The organism is Mucilaginibacter puniceus, assembly GCF_054783175.1.
In genome coordinates this window covers 662217-688375 of record NZ_BAAGRB010000002.1, presented here as the reverse complement: position 1 = coordinate 688375, position 26159 = coordinate 662217, and the positions used below count along the sequence as shown (strand labels likewise).

The window sequence follows — 26159 nt, the reverse complement described above, 5'->3', positions numbered from 1 at the left end:
TTGTCCTTTGTAGAGATTGCTTCGTTCCTCGCAATGACGCTTGGAAATGGAAAAGGCTTACCAACGGGTAAGCCTTTTAATATTATAAAGGGATCAAACCTATCCTAATAACACAGCCTTCACCTTATCCAATATTTTAAAGGAATCGGCAGAGGTTGGTGCCTCGGCATACACCCGCAACACAGGCTCGGTGCCTGATGGGCGTATCATTACCCAGCTTTCATCTTCAAAGAAGAATTTAAAGCCGTCTTTATCATCCATGTTAACAACCTTTAAATCGCCAAAGCTGCTGTATTTGCCTTCTTTGCAGTTGCTGATGATGGTTTGCTTTAAATCTTCGGTTACATGTAAATCGTAACGCTCAACGGCAAATTTACCTACCAGGTCATAAATTTCTTGTACCAGGTCGCTTAAACTGCGGCCGGTTTTGGCCATAAACTCCCAGATAATTAAACCTATCCAAATACCATCACGTTCAGGGATGTGGCCCTTAGCCGCAATACCGCCTGACTCTTCGCCACCCACTAAAAACGGTTTGCCCGAGTTTACGATCAGGTCGCAAATGTATTTGAAACCTATTTTGGTAACGGTGTTATTTAAGCCGTATATATCACACAGTTTTTGAATTTTGCTGGTGCATGAGAAGGTAGAATAAACTTCGCCATCTTCTTTTTTAACTTTATACATATAGTGTATAAGTAATAAAAGTAGATGGTGTGAATCTACAAACGTTCCCTTCTCGTCATATAAACCAATACGGTCAGCATCGCCGTCAGTTACTAAACCCGATGCAATTTCGCCTTCAGAAATTTTAATGATATCCTCAAATTCCTGCAGGTTACGCTGTATAGGCTCAGGTGCCTGGCCGTCAAAACCAGGGTTAGCATCGCAATGTAAAAAGGTAATATCCGGAAATAAGCGGCGCATTACATTTTGGCCCGCGCCATACATAGCGTCGTAAGCCCAGCCTAAACCACTGGTACGTATAGCATTCAGGTCGAAGTTATTCTCCACATGTGCCACATACATATCTTCCAGGTTCACAAATTCTATCAGTCCGTCTTTTTGATAATCGGCAATAGATTTTAGTTCCAGTTCAATAGTATCGGGTATAGCTTTTTCAACCAGATCAATATCATCCGGTGTAGCCGGGCCGCCGTAGCTGGCTTTAATTTTATAACCATTGTAGTTTGGCGGGTTATGGCTTGCGGTAATAATTATTCCTGCCGAAGCATTTTTACGCACTGTACCTAATGATATCATAGGGGTTGACACAAATGTATCTTCGGCGCGAAATACCTTAACACCCTGTGAAGCAAGCACTGCCGCTGTGGTATCAGCAAACAAAGGCCCGGCAAAGCGCGGATCGCAGCCTACTACAGCCGTAGGGTTTTCAAAATTGTCTTTAAGCCATATGGCGGTAGCATAGGCAACGCGTTTTACGTTCGCAACAGTAAAGTCATCTGCGATAATAGCTCTCCAGCCATCTGTACCGAATTTTATTTTAGTCATTGTAGATATTTAGTGGTTAAAAATCTTAATTTTAGCGCCTTAAAATTGATACAAGGATATCAATCATTTGTGGTAAACAAAAACAAAAAATGAAAGTTTTAAAATTTGGCGGAACATCTGTAGGAAGCCCCGCCCGTATGAAAAATTTGCTGGACATTGTTGATGCGTCAGAAAGGCAAATTGTAGTGTTGTCGGCCGTATCGGGTACAACCAATAGTTTAGTGGAAATAGGCCAGGCTTATGCAGCCGGAGATAAAAATAAGGCGGCAGAATTAATAACCGCTTTAAAGGATAAGTACGAAGTTTTTATAAAAGAACTGCTTGAAAAGCCGGAGTTTTACAAGCAGGGTAAAGAAGTTATAGATTATCATTTTAGTTTGTTAAGTAACCTGGCTAATGATTTGTTTACTTCGGTAGAAGAAAAGATCATTTTGGCACAAGGTGAATTATTGTCAACCACCTTATACCATGTTTATTTAAAAGAGATAGGCGTACCATCGGTATTGTTGCCTGCGTTGGAGTTTATGAAAATAGACGAGGATAACGAACCTGTTGTTGATCATATCACCACGCACTTAACACCGTTATTGGAGGCTCATCCTGATAATAATTTATTTATAACCCAGGGATATATTTGCCGCAATGCCTTTGGCGAAATTGACAACCTGCGCCGTGGCGGCAGCGATTACACCGCGTCATTAATTGGTGCCGGTATCAGTAGCGAAGAGGTGCAAATATGGACCGATATTGACGGTATGCATAATAATGACCCGCGCATTGTACAAGGTACCAAGCCTATCGCGCAGCTATCATTTGATGAGGCTGCAGAGTTGGCGTACTTTGGTGCCAAAATATTACACCCGCAAAGTGTTTTCCCGGCACAACGTTATAAAATACCTGTTCGGCTGTTAAATACGATGGATCCGCAGGCTAAAGGAACTTTGATCACCAATGATAGCGAGAAAGATAAAATCAAATCTATTGCGGCTAAGGATGGTATCACAGCTATCAAAATAAACTCGAGCCGCATGCTGTTGGCTTATGGTTTTTTACGCCGTGTGTTTGAAGTGTTTGAGCGTTATAAAACTTCTATAGATATGATCACCACCTCAGAGGTAGCTGTATCTTTAACTATAGATGATACCACCTATCTGAATGAAATTTTAGAAGAATTAAAAGCCTTTGGTGCAGTAGAGGTAGACCGCGACCAAACGATTATTTGTGTAGTAGGCGATTTCTCTGCCGAAAAGCAAGGCTACGGCTCACGCGTATTGGAAACTTTAAAAGAGATACCGGTTAGGATGATATCATACGGAGGCAGCAAGCACAACTTATCTGTCCTGGTTAAATCCGAGCACAAAGTTGAGGCTTTACGTAGCTTACATAAAGGGCTTTTTTAATAAGATAACAATAAAAAACAGAACGTCATTGCGAGGAACGAAGCAATCTCTACATAGGACATTCAAGCAGATAGATGCTGCTTCAAAACGTGATTGTGGATTTGATTTGCATGTGCAGGGATTGCTTCGTTCCTCGCAATGACGGGTAAAAAAAATATAATGTTCAACACCGATACTATTACCCGTTTCCAATCATTAGAAACACCATTTTATTATTATGATATGGATGTGCTGCGCAATACTTTGGAGGCTTGCCGCGCAGCATCAGCCAAATATGGTTTTCATGTGCACTATGCCATGAAGGCTAATTTTAACCCCGAAGTGTTAAAGGCCGTGCAGTCAGTTGGTTTTGGTGCCGATTGTGTGAGCGGTAACGAAGTAAAAGCGGCTATTGAGTATGGCTTTGGCAGCAAGAATATAGTTTTTGCCGGAGTAGGTAAATCAGATAAAGAAATTAATGCCGCCTTAGACGCGGATATTTTTTGTTTTAATGTAGAGTCGGTACAGGAGCTTGAAATTATAAACGATCTGGCGAAAGCCAAAAACAAAAAAGCTAACGTAGCTATCCGTATCAACCCCAATGTTGATGCGCATACACATCACTTTATTACTACAGGATTAGACGAAAATAAATTTGGTATCAATACCTGGCAACTGGATGATGTGGTTACTACTTTGCGTAATTGCACCAATTTGCAATTTTTAGGCATACATTTTCATATCGGCTCACAAATTACTGATATGGAAGTTTACCGCAGCCTTTGTATACGTGTTAACGAGATACAGGAATGGTTTGAGGATCATAACTTCACCGTTAAGGTATTAAATGTTGGCGGCGGTTTGGGTATTGACTACCATAACCCTGATACCAACATTGCCGATTTTGAAGCTTATTTTAAAGTATTTAAAGATTTTTTAAATGTAAAAGCCGGGCAGGAGGTGCATTTTGAACTGGGGCGTGCCCTGGTTGGCCAAAGCGCGTCATTAATATCGCGGGTGTTGTATGTAAAAAATGGCCAGAAAAAGAACTTTTTGGTGTTAGACGCAGGTATGACCGAGTTAATACGCCCAATGCTTTATCAAGCTTATCACGTAATTGAGAATATAACTCAAAACTCAAAACCCGTAACTCATAACTACGACATTGTTGGCCCGATATGCGAAAGCACAGATTGTTTCCAAAAAGATGTGGAGTTTCCGCAATCATACCGTGGCGACCTGATAGCCGTGCGCAGTGCCGGTGCTTATGGCGAAGTTATGGCATCGGGCTATAACCTGCGCGATAGGGTAGAGAGTGTGTATTCGGAGTAATAAAATAAGTGCGTTGTCATGCTGAGCCCCGTCGAAGCATATGTGCGAGGGCCTTTCCCCACATCCTTCGACGAAGCTCAGGATGACACCCTTTGGTTAACTTATACTTTTAATAATATATTTTCCAAATTATTCTAAATTGCATAAGTTTGTTAAGGATTAAATGTCTATTTAACATTTAATTTCTTATTCAGATGTTTCTACAATTTAGCCAATTATAAATATTCATGAGTGATGATCAATTAGTGATAGGTGTTGATTATGGCACCGATTCCGTACGTTCAATTCTGGTAAACGCTAAAACCGGTAAGGAATTAGCTTCTTCTATTTTCCCTTATCCACGCTGGGCTAAAGGGTTATACTGCAATGCGGCTCAAAACCAATTCAGGCAGCACCCTTTAGATTATGTAGAAGGCTTGGAGCATACCATTAAAAGCTGTATCAAACAAGCCGGTGGCGATGCTATCGCTAAAAATGTAAAAGCCATAGCGGTAGACACTACAGGCTCGACCCCGGTTGCGGTAAACGCGCAGGGAGTTCCATTAGCATTAACCCCGGGTTATGAAGAGAACCCGGATGCTATGTTTGTTTTATGGAAAGATCATACCTCGGTAAAAGAGGCTGCCGAAATAAACGAGCACGCTACAAAATTTGATACCAATTATCTGCAATATGTAGGTGGTATTTATTCGTCTGAATGGTTTTGGGCAAAGTTATTACGTACCTTACGCGTTAATGAGCCTATCCGCAAAGATGTATATTCATGGGTGGAACATTGCGACTGGATTCCGTTTTTATTAACCGGCGGTACCGATGTTAAAGAAATGAAACGCGGCCGTTGCTCTGCGGGCCATAAAGGTTTATGGGCGGCAGAATATGGCGGCTTACCTCCTGATGAATTTTTCAGCTCGCTTGATCCGTTGTTGAAAGGATACACCGTGCGTTTATATAAAGATACTTATACCTCAGATGAATCAGCCGGAACGTTGAGTTCGGAATGGGCGTCACGTTTAGGTTTACAAACTGATGTGGTTATTGGCGTAGGTGCATTTGATGCGCACATGGGTGCTGTTGGTGGCCAAATTGAGCCTTACCATTTAAGCAAGGTGATGGGTACCTCAACTTGCGATATATTGGTTGCTCCTAATAAAGATATGGATGGCAAACTGGTTGCAGGTATCTGCGGACAGGTAGATGGGTCAGTAATACCGGGTATGGCCGGATTGGAGGCAGGCCAATCTGCTTTTGGTGATTCATACGCCTGGTTTAAAAACCTGATCGCATGGCCGCTACAATTTGTTGAGAACGAAGAAGAAAAGAAACGCATTGAAAACAGAATAATAGTTGAGCTAAGCAAAAAAGCTGCGGAGCTTCCATTAGACGAGAATGCAGAATTATCTGTTGATTGGTTAAACGGTCGCCGTACGCCTGATGCTAATCAACTATTAAAAAGTGCCGTAACCGGTTTAAGTTTAGGTAGCGATGCACCGCGTGTTTTCCGTGCAATAGCCGAGAGTACCTGTTTTGGTGCAAAAGCTATTGTTGAGCGTTTTAATAACGAAGGTGTACCGGTTAAGGGAATTATTGGTATTGGTGGTGTGGCTAAAAAATCGGCTTACATTATGCAAATGATGGCTGATGTGTTGCAAATGCCTATCCGTATACACCAGTTTGAGCATACCTGTGCTTTAGGCGCGGCCATGTTTGCGGCAACCGCGGCAGGTATCTATCCAAAGGTAGAAGATGCGATGGCAGCAATGGGTGGTGGTTTTGATGCCACTTATACCCCTGACCCAAGTCGTATTGGTTTATACGAGAAACGTTATAAAAAATATAAGGACCTGGCTGGTTTTATCGAATATCAAACTGCTAAGTAATGAGTAAATATCAGCATATAAAAGAACAGGCATACATTGCCAACATGCAGCTGCCTAAGTTAAACCTGGTAGTTTTTACCTTCGGTAACGTAAGCGCAGCCGACAGGAGTGAAGGCGTATTTGCTATTAAGCCAAGCGGCGTACCTTACGAGGATCTGTCCGCAGATAAAATGGTAATTGTAGATTTTGATGGTAAAACGGTTGAGGGTACTTTGCGTCCATCATCAGATACTAAAACCCACGCTGTTTTATACAAGCATTGTGAAGGAATAGGTGGCGTTTGCCATACACATTCAACCTATGCAACAGCCTGGGCACAATCGCACCGTGATATACCTATTTATGGTACTACCCATGCGGATCATAATACCGTTGATATACCATGCGCCCCACCTATGAGCGACGAAATGATACAAGGGGATTACGAGTATCAAACCGGTTTCCAGATATTGAATTGCCTGCGCGAAAGAGGTCTAAGCTATAGCGATATCGAAATGATATTAATTGGCAACCACGCACCATTTACCTGGGGTAAAAATGCCGATAAAGCGGTTTATAACAGCGCGGTGTTAGAGTCTGTTGCGCAAATGGCTTTGTTAACCGAGCAGATAAGTCCAAAGGTAGGGCGCTTAAAAGATGCCTTGATCAAAAAGCATTTTGAACGTAAACACGGGCCGGATTCTTATTATGGGCAGTAGTCATTGGTCAATAGTCATTAGTCATTATGCCATTGGGTCATTAAGTCATTAAAATAATCATCAATAATTAACATATATGTTAGATCTTAAAAAATTGGAAGTTTGGTTTGTAACCGGCAGCCAGCACTTATACGGCGAAGAAACTTTAAAGCAAGTTGCAGTACATTCGCAGCAAATTGCCAAATCATTAAATGATGCGGCTCAAATACCGGTACAGGTTATTTTTAAACCTACCGTAAAATCAAGCGAAGAAATTCAGGCTACTTTATTGGAAGCCAACAACACTAAAAACTGTATCGGTGTTATTGCCTGGATGCACACTTTCTCGCCAGCCAAAATGTGGATAGGCGGATTGAAAATATTGCAAAAACCTTTATTGCACTTACACACCCAGTTTAACCGCGATATCCCTTGGGCCGATATTGATATGGACTTTATGAACCTTAACCAAAGTGCCCATGGCGACAGGGAGTTTGGTTTTATGGTATCGCGTATGCGTATCAACCGCAAGGTAGTTGTAGGTCACTGGCAGGATGCTGCCGTGTTGGAGCAAATAAACGGCTGGGCACGTGTTGCTGCCGGTTGGTTTGACTGGCAAGGTGCTAAGTTCGTTCGCTTTGGCGATAATATGCGCTATGTAGCTGTTACGGATGGTGATAAAGTAGAGGCCGAAATGAAATTTGGTTTCTCGGTAAACACCCATGGTATTGGCGATCTGGTAAAAGTTATTAATGCCATTAGCGATGCCGAAGTTGACCGTTTAACCGCCGAGTACGAAGCTAAATATGCGGTTGTAGAAAGCCTGCGTAAAGGTGGTAGCCAATACAATTCGTTACGTGAGGCTGCTAAAATTGAATTAGGTCTTGAGGCTTTCTTGAAAGACGGAAACTTTAAAGGCTTTACGGATACGTTTGAAGACTTACATGGTATGGTACAATTACCGGGTATATCTGCACAGCGTTTAATGGGTAAAGGTTACGGTTTTGCAGGCGAGGGTGACTGGAAAACAGCCGCACTGGTACGTGCCATGAAAGTTATGGGTAGCGGCCTAAAAGGAGGTAACGCCTTTATGGAAGATTACACTTACCACTTCGACCCAAGCAACCCGATGGTATTAGGATCGCATATGTTAGAGATATGCGAGTCGATTGCTAACGGACAGCCTAAATGCGAGATACATCCATTAGGTATTGGCGGCAAAGCCGACCCGGTACGTTTGGTATTTAACGTGGCTGGCGGTCCGGCATTGAACGCTTCATTAATTGATATGGGTAACCGTTTCAGGTTATTGGTAAATACTGTCGACGCTGTAGAGCCTCAGCATGACCTGCCTAAATTGCCTGTTGCGCGTGTATTATGGAAACCACATCCTGACATGAACACCGGTTGTGCCGCGTGGATATTAGCCGGAGGCGCGCACCATACCTGCTATAGCCAAAATTTATCTGCCGTTAACATGGAAGATTTTGCCGATATAGCCGGAATTGAGTATGTGCTAATTGATCAAGACACCAAGCTTCGCCAACTTAAAAACGAGTTGAGGTGGAGCGAGGTTTATTATAGGTAAGAAGTGTTCGCTTTTATAATGCTAAAAAAAGGCTTGCCGTCGGCAAGCCTTTTTTATTTTTAACCGTCATTGCGAGGAACGAAGCAATCTCTGCACTTGCAAATCAAAACCGTAATGTTCGTTACTAAACAACATCTATCTGCCTGACTGTCCTTTGTAGAGATTGCTTCGTTCCTCGCAATGACGCTTTATTATTATCCTACCAAACCCTCAAAAAACTCACCCTTAAAATCATCACTAAAGTGTATCACATTAGTAAGGGCAGTAAATTCATGCTGCTGGTGGGTAGTAGTTAATACTACGCATTGCATCCCGGCGTTGGCAGCAGCTTCGGCACCTTTGGGTACATCCTCAAATACCAGGCAATCGGCAGGCGTGATATTTAGTTGTTCAGCTACTTTTAAATAAGTTTCGGGATGTGGTTTGCTTAGCTCTACATCATCCGCGCTTACAATAGCTTTAAAATAATGCCTTATGTTCAAATTATCCAGCACAAAATCAATATTAAAAGGTATAGCCGCCGAGCCAATGGCCATAGGTATGCCTTGTTGATAAGCCTTTTCTAAAAGATCATTTAACCCCGGTAAAAGTTGTAGTTGCGATAAATAAGCCTCCTGGTAGCGTTTTTCTTTCTCCAGCGATAAAGTATTCATCTCATCCAAAGTAAATCGTTTCGGGCCAAACATTCGTACCAATACCTCGGGGTTTTTGCCATACATCTGCTGCTTTACTTCGTCCCAGGTAAAAGTGCCGCCCAGTTCGTCATTTAATAAATTCATCCAGGCTTTGGTATGGTACTCCATGTCGTTGATCATGGTACCGTTAAGGTCGAAAATAAAGGCTTTCATCTGTATTAAATTATAAGCGGCAAACTTAAAATTAACTGGGGTAAAAACACAGGCAACCATCAATAAAAAATTAGCGTATATGTATATACTTGGTTAGAATATGTCCTCGACAGACATTTTTTGGTAAGCCCTTAACATGATGTTAAGGGCTTTTGTATTCAATACTGTATTAAAAGTCATTATTTGATAAATCATGCAGTGGCTCAATATATTATGCTTACCTTGCGCCTTTTAATAAATAAAATAATGAAACAAGGAACAGTAAAATTTTTTAATGAATCAAAAGGGTTCGGATTTATCACACCAGGTGCTGGTGGTCAGGACGTATTTGTTCATTCATCAGGTCTGATTGATGAGATCCGTGAAAACGACAACGTTGAGTTTGAAGTTGAGAACGGCAGAAAAGGCCTAAATGCGGTAAATGTAAAGGTTATATAAGTATATATAAGTCATTTAAAACGTTTAAAAGCGTCCCGATACAATCGGGACGCTTTTTTTATGAATAATAATTATGCTTGGCACTGTTGTTGTGTTAATTATACAACTACAAAAAGAAAAACATTATGAAAGATCAATCAAAAATTATAGCAGCCCTTTTAGTGGGTGCGGCAGCAGGCGCGGCATTAGGATTATTATTGGCCCCAAACAAAGGTGAAGATTTAAGGGGTGATATTGCCGATTATGTAAATGACCTGGTATCATCAGCTAAAAATAAGGCACAAAACACGGCCGATAGTGTAAAGGAATATGGCAGCAATGTTATTAACCAGGCAAAATCAAAATTTAATGGTGAGGCCGATAGGGTAAACAACTTTAGCGACGAAGTGCGCGATACGGCTAACGATGGTGTCAATACCGCGAAATCAAAAGTTAAGGAAACCGCAAGTGACCTGAATCAATCTATACAACAAGCTTAATTTTTATACTATTATATATAAAAACCTACTTTTCGTAGGTTTTTTTTGTAACAATATAAAAATAGGTTGCTGGTTTAAAATAAATTATAGTAATTTTACTGTAGGTTATTTTAATAGGGGTATTAAATAGCTATAATTAGCCATCCGATTTTTCGGATGGCTTTTATTTTTTAATCGATATATTCTTTACTGACCAAAACAAACAACTGGTCATCATCTACCGATTCATCAAAGCATTCAGTTAATAGCTGCTCCACTTTTTTATTATTCAATGTAGGTGCTGTCATCTTCATCAGGCGGTAAGCAGTTATATTGATATGTTCCAATATCTGTACATATAGTATAATATCCATATCATTTATGATGGCCGATTCGCCGGATGTTTTTAAACAAAACTCATCCTTAATTAATGTTTTTAGCGGGTTATTACTTTCGTTGGCAGGCTTTTCATTGATCAGGCCATATATGTCGCTCATGCGGTTTATCTGGTTGATCACATCCTGGTGCATTTCCTTTAGGGCCAGCTTTAAGGCTTTAGATGATGCCGATTCAATCAATGGGCTCATTTTTTGGCTTAAAAGCAGTTTGCCAAAATACATGCGGTTTAGGTTGTGTGCAAAGGCTTGGCGAAGTTCGGTGGGGTTTAATTTTTTTGTAGCCATGTTATCATAAGTAATTACCTTACATAACATCAAAAAAGCAGTTAAGTTCTATAGTTTTATCAGTGCGGCATCAGTTTCAGATCCTCAAAAACTAGAGCTAATATTTGTTGGGTATTATCCGGGTAATCAACCTTAATGGGTTGGCCTTTAATTAACCATTCCCATATCGTATCGTTATGTTTAGGCTTTAAACTTTTTATAACCGGTACGCCCATTTGTTTTAGTGCAGCGGCATTTAACTGCTGTTCGTACTGGTTTTTCATGGGGATAACCAGTAGCTTCTTTTTCATGAACAACGCTTCGGCAGGGGTTTCAAATCCGCCACCGCAAAGCACACCCGCACTTTGTGCCATGCTTTTTATAAAAGTTTCGTTATTGATGGGTTGAATAGTAATGTTTTTATGTTTGGTAGTTTTTTTGTTGTGTTTGGAGAAAACATCCCACTGTATATCCTTAAATTCAGACAGGCGCTTTATTAAACGTTTATCATCATAAGCAGGCAGGTAAACCGTGTAGTGCCCTTTGTTGGTAATTACCTGTTCGCGTACCTGCTGGCGTATTACCGGGGTAAACATCCTGTCGCCAAAGGCGTTAAAATGAAAGCCATAATTGGCCGTAACCGGGGCGTAGTGTTTGAGTATCAGTTTACCAATAGCATCGGTTTCATCTGGCTTGGGGGCCATTTCATGTAACACTGCCGCCTGGTGGCTTAACCCAATGCAGGGTTTGTTTTTCATATAACATGCCCAGGCAGACACCGGTTCAAAATCGTTGATCACTACATCATAATCCTCAACCGGAAGATCGTTGATCTCTTTCAGGAATTTACGGAAACGCGATTTTAAAAACGATTTCCACAGGTCAACACCGCCCGATTTGCCAAACACAAAACCAAAGCCATGCAGGTTATATTTAACCGGGAAAGGCAATTTCAGGTCGCCTTGGGTGCCGCTTATCAGTACATCAACCTTACCCATTTTTTGCAACAGGGGCACAATATCCATCGACCGGCTCAGGTGGCCGTTACCGGTGCCTTGTATAGCGTATAGTATTTTCATCTATTCAATTAAATACCCAAAAGTAAGGTTGAGGTATTAACTGAATGTTACGCTAAAGTTAGCAGTTGCTACAGTGGTTAATATTGCCTTATCGCCAGCCTAACGCGGGGGCAATATGCCGTAATATAGCTTCTAATATGTGTGCATTATAATCAACGCCCAAAGTATTGGGGATGGTTAGCAATATGGTATCTGCCTCTTGCAGGGCCTCGTCCTGCGCTAACTCTTTTACCAATTGATCCGGTTCGGCGGCGTAGCTTTTGCCAAAAACGGCGCGTTTTTCGGGCTCGATATAACCAAAACTATCGCTTGATTTACCTTGCTGCCCAAAGTACATCCTGTCCTGGTCATTAACCAAGGCAAATATCGAGCGGCTGACAGATACCCGCGCCTCGCGCTGATGCCCCGCCTTTTTCCAGGCATCTTTATATAGCCTTATCTGTTCGGCTTGTTGTATGTGGAACGGTTTGCCGCTTTCGTCAAATTTTAGGGTGGAGCTTTGCAGGTGCATGCCTTGCTCGGCGGCCCAAACAGCCGTAGCGTTTGATGCCGCTCCCCACCATATACGCTCGCGCAAACCTTCCGAATGTGGCTCTAACCGTAACAAACCCGGCGGATTGGGGAACATTGGGTTGGGGTTAGGCTCGGCAAAACCTTCGCCGTCCAGTCGTTTTAAAAATTCCAACGCTTTCTTTCGGCCCATGTCGGCATCCGTTTCTCCTTGCTCCGGTGCGTAGCCAAATTGGCGCCAGCCCTCTATCACCTGCTCGGGCGACCCACGGCTGATGCCCAGTTGCAAGCGCCCGCCGGCTATCAGGTCGGCAGCGCCGGCATCTTCAACCATGTATAGCGGGTTTTCGTAACGCATATCAATTACCCCGGTACCTATCTCAATTTTACTGGTTTTGGCACCAATGGCAGCCAATAACGGAAAAGGCGATGCCAACTGCCGCGCAAAATGATGCACCCGGTAGTACGCGCCATCAATACCCAATTCTTCAGCCGCTACGGCCAGGTCAATAGATTGTAAAAGCGTATCGCCCGCTGTACGGGTTTGATAAGCCGGATGATCGGCCCAATGCCCAAATGATAGAAAGCCTATTTTCTTCATAACCCAAAGTTAAGCATCAATAGTACAAGCTACTATCATCGTATTGTATAATTTGTATGTTGTAACATTTATTTGGGCGTTGCCTGCGGCTCGCGCTATCCGCTCATACTGCGCAGGCCTTAGCCACGAGGGCGGGTATCCGCTGCTATCGCTAACGCGGCTTAGCAGTTGAGATTTGTTTATAGCTGCCATGTACGAGTTCGAATCTCGTTCGGGCATTATTTTTCGTCGTTGCTGGCGCAAGTATGCAGCGAACGGAAGAGGGCCGGGTACTTGTGACTTGCTTATATAGTTAAGGCACAAGAACTCCACGCAATGGCATACCCTGCATTCTTGCGCCAGCTTGGGGATTAATCTTTTACCTCATTTAAATGTTTAAGAACTTTTTCAGTTTCCTTTTTAAATCCCATATCTGCTATTTTATTTGTTTGGATATAAGAAGCCAAATCAGATGCATCACCTTTTCCGATATTTGATATAGCTGTAATCAATTGTAAGGTTTGTTCAGTATGTTCTTGGTCAATTAAATTCGATTTTATTGTATTTATTAAACCTTTGATATGTTTTTTATTACCGTTCTGAGCAATCGTGTTCAAAAGTTCAAAATTGGTTTTGTAACGACTGATGTTCGCTTTATCTGTCATCAAATCAAAAGCGGCACTCTGAATAGGTATGGATAATTTTTTAAACTCTTCTACTGGGCTTTCTATTAAAAGATCGGCAATAATTTTCTGCCCCCGTTTATGATTTAAGTGAGCAAGTAAAAGATCGTCATTGGATGGATCAGCTTTAACTTTTTCGAGTATACGAGAAAGATGAACTTTAATTTCTTCATCTGTATAATCATTTCCGTCTTGCTCACGGTACAGTGCATTAAGAAGTATATTGTTCGTATTAGCTGAAACTTCGACAAACCCATTAATTAACTGCTTCAACGGAACAATGGTCAGGTCGGGATAAGATGTAATCATTGTAAATAGGTCGGCTTTAATAATGTTTTCACTAGCGACACTGACCAATTGCGTGATCCAAGTAACTGTATCGTGAGATCCATATGTGGCACGATAACTTTCAATTAAATATGAGGCAGTTGTTTGATGGTTTTCCGCGGACATTTGCTGTAAATACTGTCGGACGGTTCCATTAGGTAGACGCGTTAAACCAAATAAAGATGTATTTATACTAGCAAGGGTACTGATGAGAATGTCATCGGAACTTATGTTCTTTGAAGTTTTTAAAATATTACCAAGAACCTGAATTAGTAATTCATTGCCATTAACGTTATTGTTTAATGCACGCGATGCTTCAACAGTGATGGGTCTGAGTAATTGATTTTGTTCGGGCAATTTATCAGCGAGAAATAACCATCGGCTTATATTTTCTTGATCATTCCAGAATTCCACAGCCGTATTGATAAGATAAGTTCCTATAATCGACTCTGTGTATAATGTTTCCAATTTTTTGCTATCTATTGTTCGGTCAAGTTTGTCTTCAAGTTTAGTATTGTTTAAATATTTCGGAAATCCTTTTGCAGCAATATTAAGCTGATTTTCATTAGCGTTCTGATAATAATCGCGGTAAAGCTCAAACAATGGACTATCATAAAACTTATCATCTTCCTGTTCAAAATTGGAAAAGTATTTAATTATTGCATCATTCATAAATGACACTCCTTTTTTAAGGGCGTAATTGCTGAATTTAACCAAGTTTAAAGTGCTTTTTGCATTGCCGATATGGGTATTGATATTTTTCCTTATTTCGCTTTCTAAACGCCCAAAATAACTATTGTCTATATCTTGTAAATTGGTCAGAACAAGATATATATGATCAAGTGTATCTGGAACTTCAGTTTTGAACAATTTGCTTTTGACGGATTTTTTAAGGTGGAATAGAAAAAAATCTATTACTCGAGTTTTGGAATAACCTGCATTTTCTAAAACCTCATCGAAATCACCAAAATCAGCGAGTTTTACCTTGGTAAGAATTGTATCCGGTAGTACGTCATAATTATCACTATTGATTAGTATTTTTTGCAGTTCGTCATAAGTAATATCTCTCGTGCTTATATAAGTAGACTCAAGAAATGACGCATAACCATCTGTGTCCGTTTCTTTTAAAGCTTGGTAATCATCGCTAAAGTAGAGATCAGGACTTTCACAAAGCATCATGTAGTGCTTATGCCATTCTTCCCGTATAATTAGAAATTTACAAATTGCAATTTCATTTTTTTCAACAAAGCTTTTACCATATTTATCTGCTAACAGAGTAACTTCTATTTGTAAATTATTATAAAATTGAATTATCCTTCTTGGATTAGATGCATACTCCTTTGCGATAATGTTAACAGTGTCGGGTTTAAATCCTAACCTATTTTCTTCGTTAATATTTGCTGCAAAATCAAATATTTCGGTGACTTTATAAGGTTTGATTCGAACCGTAACATTAAAATACTTTCTAAGAAATTCTTCACTTTCTTTCGAACCTTCTGCCTGTCCTTGAAAGATATGTTTTTTTAATGCGTTGTCATCTACTGGAATCAAAAAAACAACATCTAATCTCGTATCTATAAAGTTTTTAGTGTTAGTCAAAAGCTCATATGCTGTTTCGCGATGACATCTGTCAATGTTATCAATAACAATAATTAATTTGTCAATATCTCCGTCTTCTTTACCTGTTATATAATTTGATATTTTTTCTAAGCCGGTAGATTTTTTTAAAGCTTTACTGACAATCTCATTGAAGCATTCTTCGAATTGTTCAGGAGCAAAAAGATAGGGTTCCTGGGTCGTTATTTTATATTCATTAAATGCTTTTGAAAAAACATTGGCTAAAAAGCCAAGTATTGACAAAATTATTGCAAGTGTAATAGTTTCTGTAGGGTGGGGTGAGATAATTGAATATGCCAATAGGCACATTAAAAGCGCCACTGTTATTAATGTCAAAAAAGGTAAATTGAACTTTCTTTTAATATCAACCTCTGTATTTTTGTTAATATAAAAGGAAGACATTTTAGACGTTTGATCTAATCCTAAAGCATTTTGAACTTTTAATAAAAACATTCGACGAAAGGAATCGTTTGCATATTTCCAAGCATCATAAACGACAAATTTTACTCGCAATTTTTTAGAGTCTTTTAAGTCGGTTGTTAGCGTTTTAATTATTGAAGATTTTCCAGAGCCCCACTCACCAAACAAACCAATGGTCATTGGTGTATTTGAAGGAGCATTTAAAATAAGTTCTTTTAGTGACTTCGCATAAGATCTTGTATTTAATAAATCTTTTTGGTTAAGATCTAATTCTTTGTCTATCAATATATTCATTAAGTGTATCGAGGTTTAGCTAAATAATAAGCTAATATACTATTTCATATTAAGAAATAATCCTATTTCATATGCCTCCGACTTCCGCCCTTGTTGGTGTTACCCCTGTTGGTCCGGATTTATAATCCTGGACCACACTTTATAGCGGATTTAAAATCCGCCCAAGCTGGCGCAAGAATGCAGCAAGGGAAAGTGCAAGGAGTTTTTGTGCCTTATTAAACTACCTGGGGTTTTTTAAACTATCCAGGTCTTTTTAATTATCCGGTCACAAGTACCCTCCATAGGAGTCCTACGGACTAACCCGCCAGCTTAACGCTGCATACTTGCGCCAGCAACCGGGAAAAACGAAACGGTTGCGTTAGGGATAGCAGTCCCCACAGCTGTGGGGAGCCATAGCGCCTAAGGCCTGTGCAGTATGAGCGGATAGCCTGGGCCGCCTCTATCGGTGGCAACGCCCAAAGTACACACCCCAAAAGTATTTTAGTCAATAAAAGTCTGTTATTGTATATTGCGTATAAATCCTTTACATTAAATTTGAAAAGGTAGAACCGATATTGATAAAATGATAATAGCATTTGCCCCATGTTAGTGCGCAGAGTTTTAAGGCATAGCTTCTCGCTTTTAAACGTGGACTATGTAAAACTAAATAGTAAATGGAATTATCGGGGCGTTATCAGTCCCTATCATCGCATATATTATATAGACGATGGCGAAGGAGAGTTGTCTGATTCGGAAAAGAAATTCAAATTAGAGGCGGGGTATTTGTACATCATACCAAGTTACACCTTATGTGATCTGGTATGTACCAATTTTTTAAGCCAGTACTTTGTGCAGTTTTTTGAAGAGTCATTGGAGGGAGAGTCCTTGTTCCCCGCAAACCCATCTATATTAAAAGTGAAGGCCAATGAGGTTGATGTGATCAATTTTAGGCGATTGATCGAGATAAACCCCGGCAGGGGGATCAATCGCTCTGACAACCCCCAGGTATATGAAAAGCACATTTATTATAATGAGTATCAGCAGTTAAATAATCAGCAAAGTTTATCTGTTTTTTTGGAAACGCAGGGAATTTTATTGCAGTTTCTATCGCGCTTTACCTTACCTGAAATATTTAAACAAAAGGGCCAACAGTTTATTCCCGAGAAAATTTTGGATGCCATGCGGTTTGTACAAGCTAACCTGCATTTACCTTTAACGGTTACCTCATTAGCCGAAAGGGCCAATCAAAATGCCGAATACTTTTCGAGGACGTTTGAGGCCCATACCGGCACCCGCCCACTGGCCTATATTACCGAAAAAAGAGTGGAGCGTGCCCAGCATATGATAGGCGCAAGCAGGCTTGCTTATGAATCGATAGCTGAGTTGACCGGTTTTAAAAGTTTATCCAACTTTTCAAGAACATTTAAAAGAGTTACCGGGCTTTCGCCAAGCGCTTACAAACATCGTATAAACAGTTCATACTCCGATTAAACAACCAATAGTCGGGTTTAGCGCAAAAAATAGTCTGTTTCTGTCAAATTTTTGGTTTAATGAAAGTCTAATTTTGAATAAGACAAACCTCAACGTCTTAAAACCAATTATTATAAAGATCCTAAAATGAAAAAGTTATTTTACCTGTTTATGCTGGTGAGTTTTGCAGCGTCGGCACAGCAACCGAAATTTGCTAACGTTTATTCGTTCATTGAAAATATAAACGTATTTGAAACGAACCAGATAGAAGGCCACACGGTTAGTATTCCCTTCAGATCGGTTAGTGAAGCATTAAACGCTCAGCAATCGAAGTCAGCTAACGTGCTTTCGTTGAATGGAAAGTGGAAGTTCCATTTTGCCAATACGCCCGAAGGTACACCCAATAACTTTTTTGCATCAAATTTTAATGATCAGGCATGGGCTCAAATTACCGTTCCCTCCAACTGGGAAATGCAGGGTTTTGGCGATCCTTTTTTCCGCAATGTTGCACACCCGTTTCGTTCCAATCCGCCCTTCGTCCCCCGCGAATACAACCCGACCGGCTCGTATAGAAAAACATTTACCTTACCGGCGAATTGGAAAGGCAAACGCGTTTTTTTGCGCATGGAGAAAACCGCTTCGGCATCGTTTGTGTGGATAAACGGACAGGAAGTGGGCTACAACGAAGGTGCGCAGGAGCCTGCTGAATACGATGTTACCCCTTTCCTTAAACCGGGAAAAAATACCATTGCCGTAAACGTAATGAAATATTCAGATGGTGTGTACCTGGAAAGTCAGGACTATTGGCGCCTGGCCGGTATTTTTGACGATGTTTGGTTGTACGCAAAATCAGACGTGCATCTCTTCGACTGGCATGCCACTACCGATCTGGACAAAAACTATGAGAACGCAAAACTGGATTTGCAGATCACAGTAAATAACCAATCAAAAACCGATAAAAAGAACTACAGGGTTCGGGCTTCACTGTTTAATGCAGACAATGTGTTGGTTAAGAATTTCACCTCTGACGCGGTTCAAATAACTGCTGATAATAAGCAAACGGTTAATATTTCATCAGATATATTAAATCCTAAAAAGTGGACCGCCGAAACGCCTAATCTTTACCGCTTAACCATGGAGTTAATAAACAATGAAGGAAAAACCGAAGAAGTAATTACCGGGCGTATAGGTTTTAAAGAAACCGAGATCCGCAACCAGGTTTTCTACCTCAATGGCAAGGCCATAAAACTTAACGGCATCAATACGCACATGCAACACCCCACTATGGGGCATACCATGGACGAAGCCACCATCAGGAAAGATTTTGAGCTGTTTAAGCAATTCAATATCAATTGTGTACGCATATCACACTATCCCCCTGTATCACGCTATTTAGAATTAGCAGACGAATATGGATTTTACATCATCGATGAAACCGGAGATGAAGCTCATGCAACTGAATATTTGTCCAACAGGCCCGAGTGGGAGCCCATGTATCGTGAACGTGTTAGGAGAATGGTGCTTCGCGATCGTAATCATGCCAGCATTTTGTTTTGGAGTGCCGGAAATGAAAGTGGCGAAGGGAAAAATATTTGTGCCGTGATTGATGAAGGACGGAAATACGATGCTACACGATATTGGATGTATGGCGGAAACGCTTTTGCGCAGTCTTGCGAAGAGATCATCGGCCCGCGTTACCCAACACCTTTTGAACTCAAAAATAGGGTAGGGATGGTTCCTGAAAGTGTTGATCCGCGACCATCCTTTATGGACGAATACCTTTCGGTGGCCGGAAATGGCGGTGGCGGACTGGATGAATATTGGGATGTGATTTACCGGTATCCACGCATCATGGGCGGTGCGATCTGGGATTTCGTGAGTCCGGGATTGCTCGAGCCGGTTCGCAAATTGACAGATTCTTCACCAAACAATGTAGCTACGCACATCATGGGGCGTGCCAAGCTGGTGGAGGGGCACGATGGAAAAGGCATTGACCTGAATGGCCACGATCAGTGGGTGGAAGTTTACCAGGATAAAAATGTGGAGATCTCGGGCGATGAATTAACCGCTTCCTTTTGGATCTTTCCACGCGATCTGATGAAAATGGGCGGCACCATGCTCACCAAAGGAAACAATCAATTTGGTTTGCAGCAAGTTGGCGAAAATTCGATCGAGTTTTATATCTACACATCCAGAAAAACAACTGTACGTGGTGAATTACCCAAAGACTGGACACAAAAATGGCATCACGTAGCGGGTATCTATAACGGGAAGTCGATAGCCATTTATATCGACAACAAAAAGATAGCTGAAGCGCCTGCAACCGGAAAGATCAGTAATTTTCCTTTTCCTATTAATGTGGGCAAAAACGTAGAGACACAGGGGCAGCATACCACAGCTTATTTGTGCGATGCCATTATTGATCAGGTGGGGATTTTCCCAAAAGCGATTGAAATAAATGACCTATTTGCAGCAAAACCCGACTTGAAAAATAGCGCGGCTTTGTGGCTGGATTTTGAACAGGAACAAAACAAAGGCAACTTTTTCAGCTACGGCATTGGCGCGCGTACCTATGGAAGTATTTGGCCCGATCGGGTGCCGGAGCCTGAGATGTGGCAAATAAAAAAATCGGCTCAACCTATTTCTGTAAAGTGGAGCGATGCCGAAAAAATGGAAGTAGAAGTGCACAACCGAAACTTTTTTACCAATACCAATGCCTTGGAAGCGCGTTGGAACCTGGAGGAAAACGGCATAACCATAGCTTCCGGAAAATTGGAGGTAGATGTAGCACCGCAAGCAACAAAAACCTACGTTCTTCCTATCGCAAAGCCTCAGCTCAAAGCCGGTGCAACCTATTTGGCAACAGTTAGTTTTCATACCAAAGAAGCTACCGTATGGGCACCCAAGGGTTTTGAACAGTGTTGGGATCAATTGGAAATGCCATGGGTTGTTACTGCCGATAAAAAACCGGTACAGCAGCAAACCAATCCTTTAAAAGTGACAGATAATGCGCAACATTTGATCGTATCCGGCGTAAATTTTGATTATACCTTTAATAAAGCCGACGGACAATTGCAGTCCATGAAATATATGGGTACCGAATTGCTAAAACAGGGAGCGCAGCTTAATGTTTGGCGTGCCCCGCTGGCTAACGAACAGGACGACTGGACCTATACCGGGGTTAGGGCCGATGGCTATGGCAAGATGGTTGCCACTTCATGGTATACCATTGGTTTGGATAAAATGAAGCCAAAATTGGAAACATTTGGGGTTGAAAATAAGAATGGCAATGTAATTGTCAGTATTCATCAATTGGCACCTTTGGGAAATTCAAGCACTGCAGGCTTCGACAATGAAATGGTCTATACCATCGCGCCCGACGGTGAAATCACTTTACAGCACACTATTGATCCTAATGGAAAAATGCCCACTACGCTGCCACGCATCGGTACCAAATGGGTTTTTAATGACCAAATGCAAAATGTAGAATGGTTTGGACGCGGGCCGCAGGAGAATTACCCCGACCGTAAAACCGGCTACCGGATGGGGCTTTATAAATCGACAGTTGATGCCATGTTTGTACCGTATTTGATACCCCAGGATAATGGCTTGCGCACCGACAACCGCTATGTGCGGCTGACCAATGCCGAAGGAATAGGAATGGAGTTTTCATCAACCGAACCATTCAATTTCAATTGCTATAACTACAGTACCGAAAATTTGTCAAAGGCAAAATACACTTATGACCTGGTCAAAGCGGATGGTGTCACCTTCAATTTCGACTACCAAACTACCGGGGTAGGATGCACGGCAATAGGGGTGCTTGATAAATATCAAACCATTCCTCAAGCCATACTGTTCACCAGTACCATAAAACCATTTAAAATTAATCAATAAATAACCCAACTGAATTACCAAAAACACCCCTATCACAAGCATCCCGCTTGTGGTAATATAACAACAAGGCCCGGCAATTTGCAGGGCTTTGTTGTTTATGGGATATGGGCGTTACCTGCGGCCCGCGCTGTACGCTCATACGCCTGCAGGCCTTAGGCGCTATGGCCGGTATCCGCTTCCATCGCTAACGCGGGTAGGGTAATTCAAGTTGCTGGACACGCGTGCGCCAGCGAGGGGTGACGAACTGTGGTAATCCGACCATAGGCTGACTTTTAATAGTTATTCAAAAAGTCATCAACCTCCTTTTGAAATACCTTTCTGTTTTTGGGGTCTTGTATAAGATGTCCTTCGTTATCAAATAATATCAAGCGGGTATTCTTTTGATTTTTAATGGCCAGTTCATGAAATGCTACGGCATTTATATCATATATGATCTGTGTATCTTTTTTTCCGGCAAATATTAATATAGGTTTTTTTAGATCAGCGATATTCTCTAATGGTGAATATGCACGATACTTATCGGAAAATTGCTCCGGGCTGCCTCCCATTCCACCTGGAAGTCCCGTCATGCTTTTCAACGCTGCCTGTTTTATCCAGTCTGCCGCGCCATTAATTGCTATCCCCCCTCTGAATAGATCAGAATGTGTGAGGTAATAAAAAACCATTGTTGCGCCATGACTGTGGCCTATAACCCAAAGATGACCCATGTCGACATTTAGTTCTTGCTTTACCTGATCTATAAATAGATGTGTATCTTCTAATTGTATTTTTCCATATTCATCCTTTTGTGTCTCGGAGCTAATCCCTCGCGTATTGGGAAAGATAACGATATATCCTTTTTTTAGGTAGTTAAAAACCACCTCATTTAAAAAATAATCCAGTGTGGGATATGCATTTGTATAACTCCCATATGGCACTAACAGAACCGGGTGCGGCTTGCCTGTTTTGTTATAATTGGATGGAAAATAAATATACGCGGATGACGATTTGCCACCTCCGTTTTGATACGTTTTGATCAGATATTTGTATTTAGCAAGGGGATTTACAGTAGCCATGATTTTTATTAATGTCCCGTTTGCCGAACTCAGATCCTTTTTCCAGATGGCTTTTGGCTCGGTGGGTGACTCTTTTAGATATAAGAGTTGAGAGTTGCTGCCATCTGCTTGCATGGTAAGCAGTATCTCGTTATTAGTAAGAAGCAATGTTTTAATACCTGTGCTCAGATCCAATAAGCCTGTTTTCTTATTTCCCCCTTCTGTAAAAGTGTAAAGTATAGCATTGTTGTTATAAAAGCTTACCGGAGTTTCATTACCGGCAAGTGATAAATTAAGCTGCTGCAAGGTATCTGCCCCTTGGTTCAAACGAAATAATTTAGATAGTCCGCCATCAGCAGTTGCCAGTATTAAATTATCGTTTGGAGACCAGGAAAAGCCGTTAAAAAAAGTGTCTTTAAATGGGATTGATGAGGCTACCCTAACTTGATTATCTGCAAGGTATAGTATAGATTGCGGCTTATCATTGATAGCCTTATCGGTAGCGTATATTAGGTGACGCCCATTATGGCTTACGCTTACATTGCCTACGTCGGATGTATCATTAGTCAGTTGTGAAATTTTACCGCTATTTAAATCGATTTTAAAAAGTTGCTGAAAACCTTGCTCTTGTCCCCTTATATTAGAAGCAAAATAATATTGTTGCTGTGGACTAATACTTGCCTGACGTACTTTATAAAATCTGAACAAATTTAATGAATCGCGCAGGGTGGTATTTAATATTTTAGAAGTGTGCGACGGTATATTATAACTATACAAATCACTATATCGATCTGCCCTTTTCTCATAGATAAGCTGGGTATTATCGGGCGACCAGTTCAGTAGCCGCTGGTTTGGATTTGCCCGAAGCCCTTTGTCCACAAATATTGGTTTCGAATCAGATTTAAGTCCCGATATAAAAAGTGAATCGCCGCTTTTTATATAGGCAACCCAGTCTTTACTAATTTTAATATCACTAATAGTTTGTGCAGAAACGCCAAGACATATCACCAGATACATGGTTAGCAGCAGTAGTTTTTTCATATCCAAACGTACCAGTGATAAATGAGTTGTAGCGTTAATCAATGTGAAACTTCGTTAATTAGTGTTAACGTTTAATGCTTTAAGTGCGATGATTTGTACTTTGCATCATGAACAATAAAATCAGGCTTGTAGTTGCACTTATGACTTTATGCGTGGTTACGTTGATAGGGTTGCAATGCTATTGGAGCTACCAGTCATACCAGAATGCCGAGCGTGTTTTTAAAAGCGATGTTAATGACGCACTTGCAAATGCTGTAAACCATACTATGGATGTCCATCGTCAAAAATTAGCAAAACAGTATCGGGCATGGCTTAGTGATACTAACCTGGTTAAAATAGGCATCCGATACATGGATAATTATAAGATAAATCAGTTCACCTTACAGGATAAACATCCTATAGAAAAGCGTGCGCCCTTCACTGTAAGCTATTCCAGATCTTCTAAGCGTGAAAAAATAACACCACAGTCCAGGCTATTGTTCATAAACAAATTGATGAACTACCAAATACAGGATGATCTTAAGACAGGATCTGTGTATTATTATACACCGCGCCTTGGTCGTTTAATGGATAGCGCCCTAATAAAAGAAAAAATAGGTTTAAAAGAGCTGCAAATAAGCTACGCTGAAGAACTGGCTAAACGTGATATTAAAGAACCTTTTCAATTAGCATCGTCTAAAGTTTCTTTAAAGCCCACTCAACTGCCTAAAGTAACTGCTGATGAATATACAACCCGGCAGCTCCTGTATGGATTTAGAGATCAGAAAAATGTTAGTGCCACATTTATAGATCTCTCAAGTATATTACTATCAAAGATAAAAGGGGTACTAATTACTTTATTGCTTTTAATTGTAGTTACTATAGCCTGTTTTGTTTACACCGTTAAAACCATCCTCTCACAAAAAAAACTTGCTCAATTAAAGGACGACTTTGTAAACAATATGACCCACGAGCTAAAAACCCCGGTATCTACCATCAGCATTGCGGCAGAAGCCATACAGAATTTTGATATTGGAAAAAAAGCGTCCGGCGAATATTTAGAAATTATACGTTACCAGGCATCCGCGCTCACCAATTTTATCGATCAAATTTTGCAAAGCATGTTAAATTACCAGTCAGGGCTTTTGCTGGAACGTAATCTTGTTAACGTTAATTCAGTCATCGAAAAAAGCATCCAGCAATGTCGTCCATTGCTGGGATCTAAAAAGGGTAGTATGAGTCTTAATTTGCCAACCAGGGATATAAATATTGAGGGTGACGCAATTCATATAGGAAATGTATTATCCAACCTAATAGACAACGCTATAAAATATGGAGGTGACCCTCCTACTATAACAATAGAAACTAAAACAAACAACCATTTAGTAAGTATTTTGGTATCTAACCAGGGAGATATTATCCCTATTGAATATCAAAACAAAATTTTTGAACGCTTCTTTCGAATCCCGGCAGGGGATACACATAATGTAAAAGGCTATGGACTTGGCCTTAGCTATGCCCGTGATATTATACAGCAACATAACGGAACCCTTATCTTGGATAGTAGCCAGGAGAAAACCACATTTCAAATTAATTTACCACTTTTTAAAGCATGAGGTTACCCAACATTCTTTTACTTGAAGATGAACTTCAGCTTGCAAAGATCATAACCGAAACTTTGGTTAGCAGGGGTTTTATTGTTAAGCATGAGAGTAATGGCAGGCTTGGTCTTGAAGCGGTATACAAGGATAATTTTGATATATGTATTGTAGATGTGATGATGCCATTTATGGACGGCTTTACTTTCGTGAAAGAACTGCGGAAAACTGACCCTCAAATTCCTGTGCTATTTCTTACCGCACGGTCACAGGATAAGGACCTTGCAGAAGGATATAGTAGTGGTGGGAATGATTATCTTAAAAAGCCTTTTAGTTTGGAAGAGTTGATTTTGAGAGTAAATGAATTACTCAAAAGAAATAAAACAAATGCCATACATAGTCGTAATCCTGTACAATTCGCTTCTTTCCAATTGTTTCCCCAGCGCCAGGTATTAGTAGGTAGTGATCATAAAATTGTTAAGCTGTCACATCTGGAATGCGAGCTTTTATTGTTGTTATTGTTGCATAAAAACAACTTACTGGATAGGAGATCGGCACTTATGAAACTTTGGGGAGATGACAACCCACATAATGGCCGTACAATGGATGTATACATTACCAAGCTAAGAAAGCATCTTCAATCTGATGCTACTATACAAATTATTAATGTTAGAGGACTTGGTTATAAACTTATTACGGATTAATTGGTAACTGCTCAATTCCCTGTTAGTCCGGATTTATAATCCCGGACTATTGTATGTGCGGATTTACAATCCGCTTATCGCCCCAATAAATATAACTCATTGTGGAATGGGATCATAGATCCCTTATCATTGAGTCCGGGATTGCAAATCCGGACTAACGAGCTAAAAAAGTTTCC

Annotated in this window: 19 protein-coding genes; 11 read left to right on the top strand and 8 right to left on the bottom strand. The window is 40.7% G+C overall.

Annotation, left to right across the window (positions count from 1 at the left end; all coding sequences use genetic code 11):
- Positions 1 to 99: 99 nt before the first annotated feature.
- Complete coding sequence (locus ACYVJ6_RS09995; RefSeq protein WP_460693916.1) at positions 100 to 1512, bottom strand: phosphohexomutase domain-containing protein; 1413 nt, start codon at positions 1510 to 1512, stop codon at positions 100 to 102.
- Between the two features lie 89 nt (positions 1513 to 1601).
- Here ACYVJ6_RS09995 and ACYVJ6_RS09990 point away from each other — a divergent pair, with 89 nt between their 5' ends.
- The 5 genes from ACYVJ6_RS09990 to araA all read left to right on the top strand — a co-directional run bounded on the left by ACYVJ6_RS09990 (position 1602) and on the right by araA (position 8365).
- Positions 1602 to 2912 carry an aspartate kinase gene (locus ACYVJ6_RS09990; protein ID WP_460693915.1) on the top strand — a complete coding sequence of 437 codons (1311 nt, stop codon included), beginning with the start codon at positions 1602 to 1604 and terminating at the stop codon, positions 2910 to 2912.
- A gap of 159 nt (positions 2913 to 3071) precedes the next feature.
- Positions 3072 to 4223: a diaminopimelate decarboxylase gene (lysA, locus tag ACYVJ6_RS09985; protein ID WP_460693914.1), complete on the top strand. Its 1152-nt coding sequence runs from the start codon at positions 3072 to 3074 to the stop codon at positions 4221 to 4223.
- A 227-nt stretch (positions 4224 to 4450) separates the two neighbouring features.
- Positions 4451 to 6100, top strand: coding sequence for a ribulokinase (locus tag ACYVJ6_RS09980; protein WP_460693913.1), 1650 nt, complete (start codon positions 4451 to 4453; stop codon positions 6098 to 6100).
- Positions 6100 to 6798: an L-ribulose-5-phosphate 4-epimerase gene (locus tag ACYVJ6_RS09975; protein ID WP_460693912.1), complete on the top strand. Its 699-nt coding sequence runs from the start codon at positions 6100 to 6102 to the stop codon at positions 6796 to 6798. Before ACYVJ6_RS09980 ends, ACYVJ6_RS09975 begins: the two co-directional genes overlap by 1 nt.
- A gap of 76 nt (positions 6799 to 6874) precedes the next feature.
- A complete protein-coding gene (araA, locus tag ACYVJ6_RS09970) occupies positions 6875 to 8365 on the top strand; it encodes an L-arabinose isomerase (RefSeq protein ID WP_460693911.1) in 1491 nt (496 codons plus the stop codon).
- Positions 8366 to 8559: 194 nt separating this feature from the next.
- On the opposite strand, the gene ACYVJ6_RS09965 is transcribed toward araA, so the two are convergent.
- Positions 8560 to 9213, bottom strand: coding sequence for an HAD family hydrolase (locus ACYVJ6_RS09965; RefSeq protein ID WP_460693910.1), 654 nt, complete (start codon positions 9211 to 9213; stop codon positions 8560 to 8562).
- Positions 9214 to 9459: 246 nt separating this feature from the next.
- Here ACYVJ6_RS09965 and ACYVJ6_RS09960 point away from each other — a divergent pair, with 246 nt between their 5' ends.
- Both ACYVJ6_RS09960 and ACYVJ6_RS09955 read left to right on the top strand, forming a co-directional pair.
- The gene (locus tag ACYVJ6_RS09960) at positions 9460 to 9651 is read left to right on the top strand and encodes a cold-shock protein (protein WP_460693909.1); all 192 of its coding nucleotides are present in this window, start codon (positions 9460 to 9462) and stop codon (positions 9649 to 9651) included.
- 125 nt (positions 9652 to 9776) lie between these two features.
- Entirely contained in the window at positions 9777 to 10130 is a 354-nt protein-coding gene (locus tag ACYVJ6_RS09955) for a YtxH domain-containing protein (protein ID WP_460693908.1), read from the top strand.
- Positions 10131 to 10300: 170 nt separating this feature from the next.
- Here ACYVJ6_RS09955 and ACYVJ6_RS09950 read toward each other — a convergent pair whose 3' ends face one another.
- From ACYVJ6_RS09950 to ACYVJ6_RS09930, 5 genes are all read right to left on the bottom strand, one after another.
- Positions 10301 to 10792: a DUF892 family protein gene (locus ACYVJ6_RS09950; RefSeq protein WP_460693907.1), complete on the bottom strand. Its 492-nt coding sequence runs from the start codon at positions 10790 to 10792 to the stop codon at positions 10301 to 10303.
- A gap of 59 nt (positions 10793 to 10851) precedes the next feature.
- Positions 10852 to 11850, bottom strand: coding sequence for a glycosyltransferase family protein (locus tag ACYVJ6_RS09945; protein WP_460693906.1), 999 nt, complete (start codon positions 11848 to 11850; stop codon positions 10852 to 10854).
- Positions 11851 to 11938: 88 nt separating this feature from the next.
- Entirely contained in the window at positions 11939 to 12961 is a 1023-nt protein-coding gene (locus ACYVJ6_RS09940) for an LLM class flavin-dependent oxidoreductase (protein ID WP_460693905.1), read from the bottom strand.
- Positions 12962 to 12970: 9 nt separating this feature from the next.
- A complete protein-coding gene (locus ACYVJ6_RS09935; protein ID WP_460693904.1) occupies positions 12971 to 13180 on the bottom strand; it encodes a hypothetical protein in 210 nt (69 codons plus the stop codon).
- 131 nt (positions 13181 to 13311) lie between these two features.
- Complete coding sequence (locus ACYVJ6_RS09930) at positions 13312 to 16281, bottom strand: KAP family P-loop NTPase fold protein (protein ID WP_460693903.1); 2970 nt, start codon at positions 16279 to 16281, stop codon at positions 13312 to 13314.
- A gap of 582 nt (positions 16282 to 16863) precedes the next feature.
- Between ACYVJ6_RS09930 and ACYVJ6_RS09925 the strand changes: the two genes are divergently transcribed.
- Both ACYVJ6_RS09925 and ACYVJ6_RS09920 read left to right on the top strand, forming a co-directional pair.
- Positions 16864 to 17751: a helix-turn-helix domain-containing protein gene (locus tag ACYVJ6_RS09925; protein ID WP_460693902.1), complete on the top strand. Its 888-nt coding sequence runs from the start codon at positions 16864 to 16866 to the stop codon at positions 17749 to 17751.
- 126 nt (positions 17752 to 17877) lie between these two features.
- Entirely contained in the window at positions 17878 to 21627 is a 3750-nt protein-coding gene (locus tag ACYVJ6_RS09920; RefSeq protein WP_460693901.1) for a beta-galactosidase small subunit-related protein, read from the top strand.
- A gap of 272 nt (positions 21628 to 21899) precedes the next feature.
- Here the strand turns inward: ACYVJ6_RS09920 and ACYVJ6_RS09915 are convergent, their stop codons facing one another.
- On the bottom strand, positions 21900 to 23702 hold the full coding sequence (locus ACYVJ6_RS09915; protein WP_460693900.1) for a S9 family peptidase: 1803 nt from the start codon (positions 23700 to 23702) through the stop codon (positions 21900 to 21902).
- Positions 23703 to 23809: 107 nt separating this feature from the next.
- Here ACYVJ6_RS09915 and ACYVJ6_RS09910 point away from each other — a divergent pair, with 107 nt between their 5' ends.
- Positions 23810 to 25297: a sensor histidine kinase gene (locus tag ACYVJ6_RS09910; RefSeq protein ID WP_460693899.1), complete on the top strand. Its 1488-nt coding sequence runs from the start codon at positions 23810 to 23812 to the stop codon at positions 25295 to 25297.
- A complete protein-coding gene (locus ACYVJ6_RS09905) occupies positions 25294 to 25983 on the top strand; it encodes a response regulator transcription factor (protein ID WP_460693898.1) in 690 nt (229 codons plus the stop codon). The genes ACYVJ6_RS09910 and ACYVJ6_RS09905 overlap by 4 nt, the downstream gene beginning before the upstream one ends.
- The last annotated feature ends 176 nt before the right edge of the window (positions 25984 to 26159 follow it).